Source organism: Mesorhizobium sp. M7A.F.Ca.CA.002.09.1.1 (genome assembly GCF_003998555.1).
Lineage (GTDB): Bacteria > Pseudomonadota > Alphaproteobacteria > Rhizobiales > Rhizobiaceae > Mesorhizobium > Mesorhizobium ciceri.
On sequence record NZ_RZRR01000534.1, the window covers coordinates 1 to 3,929 of the forward strand.

Genomic DNA, 3,929 nt, shown 5'->3' on the forward strand with positions numbered 1-3,929 from the left:
ATCCTGGGTTATGCGAAATGAAGCGTGGGCGCCTGCCGCTGACGGCATTGAGGAGCTTCGAGGCGGCGGGCCGGCATCTGAGCTTCAGCCGGGCCGCCGAGGAGCTTTTCGTCTCGCAGGCGGCGATCAGCCGGCAGATCCGCGAGCTCGAAATCTTCCTGCATCGACCCTTGTTCGAACGTCACCATCGACGAGTCGAACTGACCGACACCGGCCGGCGTCTGCTGGATCAGCTTGTCAGAAGTTTCGACGCCATCGATACCTTGCTTGGCGATCTGGTGGCGACACCGGCACAGTCCGTGGTCCGCGTCAGTGTCGAGCCGTCGCTTGCCTCCGTGTGGCTGGTTCCCCGGCTCAACCGGTTTCGCCAATTGCGGCCCGACATCGACGTCTCCCTCGAAGTCGATCCAAGGCTGATCGAGTTCCGCAGCGATCAGCCGGAGCTTGCCTTGCGCTTCAGCGCGCATGCCGACTCGTGGCCGCGCAGCCAGGCCGAGCGGCTTGCCTCGACGGTCGATTCGCCGGTCCTGTCGCCGGCGCTGCTTGCTTCTGGCCCTGCCCTCAGGAAGCCAATCGATCTTGGCCGCTACACGCTTTTGCACGAGGAGAACCGCCAGGGCTGGGCGCGCTGGTTCGAAGCGGCCGGCGTGCCCGCCGACGCCGTGCCCGCGCGCGGGCCGATGCTGGCGGATGCGTCGCTTTCAAAGCAGGCCGCCTTGCTCGGACATGGCGTGGCATTGGGCGATCTGTTGCAGATCGGCGGGGAAATCGCATCCGGCGCGCTGGTCAAGCCGTTCGACATCGACGTCGCATCCGGCGCCTATTGGCTGGTGGCCAGAAACCTGCACGACCTCTCGGAGCCGGTCGCCGCGTTCGCCGACTGGCTCAGAAGCGAATTTGCCGAAAGCAGGCGGGCGCTGGAAGCGCAGGTTTAAACCCTTCTGGCCCGGTTCCTGTCCAGCCAAATGCCAAGCAGTGGCAGCAAAGATTTGGGCGCCTGCGCGAAGCCTGCGCACCGTGGACGGCCAAATCCCAAGGTCAGGCCGCTTCTTCGGCGCGCTTCTTCTCGATCTGGCCGATCGCGTCGACCACGGCATCGAAAGTCAGCATGGTCGAAGCGTGCCGCGCCTTGTAGTCGCGCACCGGCTCCAAATATCTGAGATCCGCAAAGCGGCCGTCCGGCGGGGCGCCATTTTCCTTGAGCATCTTCAGCATGGAGTCGCGCACCGCGCGCAATTCCTCGGCACTCGCGCCGACGACATGCTGCGCCATGATCGATGACGACGCCTGGCCGAGCGCGCAGGCCTTCACGTCATGGGCAAAGTCCGTGACGACGCCGTCCTGCATCTTGAGGTCGACGGTGACGGTCGAACCGCATAGCTTGGAGTGCGCCTTGGCGGTCGCGTCAGGATGATCGAGACGGCCGATGCGGGCGATGTTTCCGGCAAAACCGAGAATTTTCGCGTTGTAGACGTCGTTTATCATAATTTTCCAATCCGTCGCCGCCAAGCGAACAGCGATTGCCGCTGTCGTGTCTTCCTTTCGCTCGCTATGACCTTATATAATGCTGGCAGTCCGGTATCGACAAGAACGACGAAAGCCAATGTCCTTGCCGGGAAGTTCACGCCGCTTACGGGGCTGGAAACGGGGCGAGTTTCCGACACCGAAAGGTCGTGGTCCGTTCAACTCGTTCCTCCGCCGAGAGGGACTACGGGAGACGCCTTTATGGATGCCGTCATCAAGAAGCTCATGCCACAGTCAGCCTATATGGAAAAGCCGGTCACCGACCGGCCAAGCGAAGCCGAAGTCGAAGCCGCCGTGCGCACACTTTTGCGCTGGACCGGCGACAATCCGGACCGCGAAGGGTTGGTCGACACGCCGAAGCGGGTGGCAAAGGCCTTTCGCGAAATGTTCGGTGGTTACGACATGTGCCCGGCCGACGAGCTCGGCCGCACCTTCGAGGAGGTCGCCGGCTACGATGACCTGGTCATCGTCAAGGACATAACATTCCATTCGCATTGCGAGCACCACATGGTGCCGATCATCGGCAAGGCGCATGTCGGGTATCTTCCGGACGGCAAGGTCGTCGGCCTGTCCAAGATCGCGCGTGTCGTCGATATCTTCGCCCACCGCCTGCAAACCCAGGAGGCGCTGACGGCGCAGATCGCCGGCGTCATCCAGGACGTGCTCAATCCGCGCGGCGTCGCCGTCATGATCGAGGCCGAGCACATGTGCATGGCCATGCGCGGCATCCGCAAGCAGGGATCAACCACGCTGACCTCGACCTTCACCGGCGTTTTCAAGGACACGCCCGAAGAGCAGGTCCGTTTCGTCACCATGGTGCGCGGCGGCGGGGTCTGATCGGCCCTCGCCGGCCATCAAAATAAGGACCGGCGATGTCGGCACTGGAATTTCCAAAAGCTCCGTCGGACAAGAAGGCTCTCGAGGAAGGCGCGGTGTTTTCGCCGCGCTTCGATGCAGCCGGGCTGGTCACGGTCGTCGTGACAGACGCCGCGGACGGCATGCTGTTGATGGTTGCGCATATGAACGCGCAAGCACTGGCGCTGACGCTTGAGACCGGCATCGCCCACTACTGGTCGCGCTCGCGCAGCGCGCTTTGGAAAAAGGGCGAAACATCAGGCAATTTTCAGCATGTCGTCGAGATGCTCACGGATTGTGACCAGGATGCCATATGGTTGCGCGTCAAAGTGTTGGGCCACGACGCAACCTGTCACACTGGCCGGCGTTCATGCTTTTATCGGACGGTGGGGCTGGTCGACGGCAAAGGGACGCTTGCCATCGACGGCAGCAAGCCGCTGTTCGATGCGGAAAACACGTATCGGAAACCAACAGCTTGAACCTTCTGCCTGACACCGACGACACAGATTCATCATTTCGATACGCCCCGCTCGTATAGTAGCCGTGGGACAAGGGAGATTATGATGCTCGAGTGGGCGTCATTGCGTAACAGACCAGATGTCAGGGAGGCCAACGGCCTGTCCTCGTCAGGCGGCGCGTCCGAAACGAACTCCCAAAAGAAAACAGGCATTTCGCTCGCCTTGGGTGGCGGGTGCGCCCGCGGCTGGGCGCATATCGGCGTGCTGCGCGCGCTGGATGAAGCCGGCATCGAAGTATCGATGATCGCCGGCACCTCGATCGGCGCGCTGGTCGGCGGCTGCTATCTCGCCGGCAAACTGGACGAGCTCGAAGAATTCGCCCGCAGCCTGACCAAGCGCCGCATTTTCGGCCTGCTCGATCTCAATTTACGCGGCAGCGGCCTGTTCGGCGGCATGAAACTCGATGCAAGGCTGCGCGAGCACATGGCCGGCATTCGTTTCGAGGACCTTGCCAAGCCGTTCGTCGCGGTCACTTCCGAAATCCGCACGGGCCACGAAATCTGGCTGTCGAGCGGCTCATTGATCACCGCCATGCGCGCCTCTTATGCGCTTCCCGGCGTGTTCGAGCCGGTGAATTGCAACGGCCGCGTGCTGGTCGACGGCGCTCTGGTCAACCCCGTACCGGTTTCGGTCTGCCGCGCCTACGAGCAGCCGCTCGTCGTGGCGGTCAACCTTCACTATGACCTGTTCGGCCGTGCCGCCGTCATCAAGCACAGCGCTGGCGAACTGGTCGTCGAAAAGGACGCGCCGAGGGCCGGACATGGCGATCCCGAACACCAGTCGCATCAGACCCGGCTCGGCATCACCGGCGTCATGGTCGAGGCCTTCAACATCATCCAGGACCGCATTTCGCGCGCAAGACTTGCCGGCGATCCGCCAGACATGTCGCTACAGCCGAAGCTCAGCCATATCGGCCTGACCGAGTTCCACCGCGCCGACGAGGCGATCAATCTCGGCTATCAGGCGACGATGGCGCAGATCGGCGAACTGACCCGGCTGCAGACAGTTCTCGCCTGATCAACACCTACGCAC

5 protein-coding genes are annotated in these 3,929 nt (G+C 62.6%); 4 read left to right on the top strand and 1 reads right to left on the bottom strand.

Features of this window, described 5'->3' with window-relative positions; translation table 11 throughout:
* The first annotated feature begins 17 nt into the window (after positions 1-17).
* Positions 18-935, top strand: a complete 918-nt coding sequence (locus EN994_RS21375) for a LysR substrate-binding domain-containing protein (protein ID WP_063167875.1) — start codon at positions 18-20, stop codon at positions 933-935.
* A gap of 103 nt (positions 936-1,038) precedes the next feature.
* On the opposite strand, the gene EN994_RS21380 is transcribed toward EN994_RS21375, so the two are convergent.
* Positions 1,039-1,485, bottom strand: coding sequence for an iron-sulfur cluster assembly scaffold protein (locus tag EN994_RS21380; RefSeq protein ID WP_063167874.1), 447 nt, complete (start codon positions 1,483-1,485; stop codon positions 1,039-1,041).
* 240 nt (positions 1,486-1,725) lie between these two features.
* Between EN994_RS21380 and folE the strand changes: the two genes are divergently transcribed.
* From folE to EN994_RS21395, 3 genes are all read left to right on the top strand, one after another.
* On the top strand, positions 1,726-2,361 hold the full coding sequence (folE, locus tag EN994_RS21385; RefSeq protein ID WP_013531982.1) for a GTP cyclohydrolase I FolE: 636 nt from the start codon (positions 1,726-1,728) through the stop codon (positions 2,359-2,361).
* A 35-nt stretch (positions 2,362-2,396) separates the two neighbouring features.
* Positions 2,397-2,858 carry a phosphoribosyl-AMP cyclohydrolase gene (hisI, locus tag EN994_RS21390; RefSeq protein WP_013531983.1) on the top strand — a complete coding sequence of 154 codons (462 nt, stop codon included), beginning with the start codon at positions 2,397-2,399 and terminating at the stop codon, positions 2,856-2,858.
* An 81-nt stretch (positions 2,859-2,939) separates the two neighbouring features.
* The gene (locus EN994_RS21395) at positions 2,940-3,914 is read left to right on the top strand and encodes a patatin family protein (RefSeq protein ID WP_174299064.1); all 975 of its coding nucleotides are present in this window, start codon (positions 2,940-2,942) and stop codon (positions 3,912-3,914) included.
* Positions 3,915-3,929: the final 15 nt, after the last annotated feature.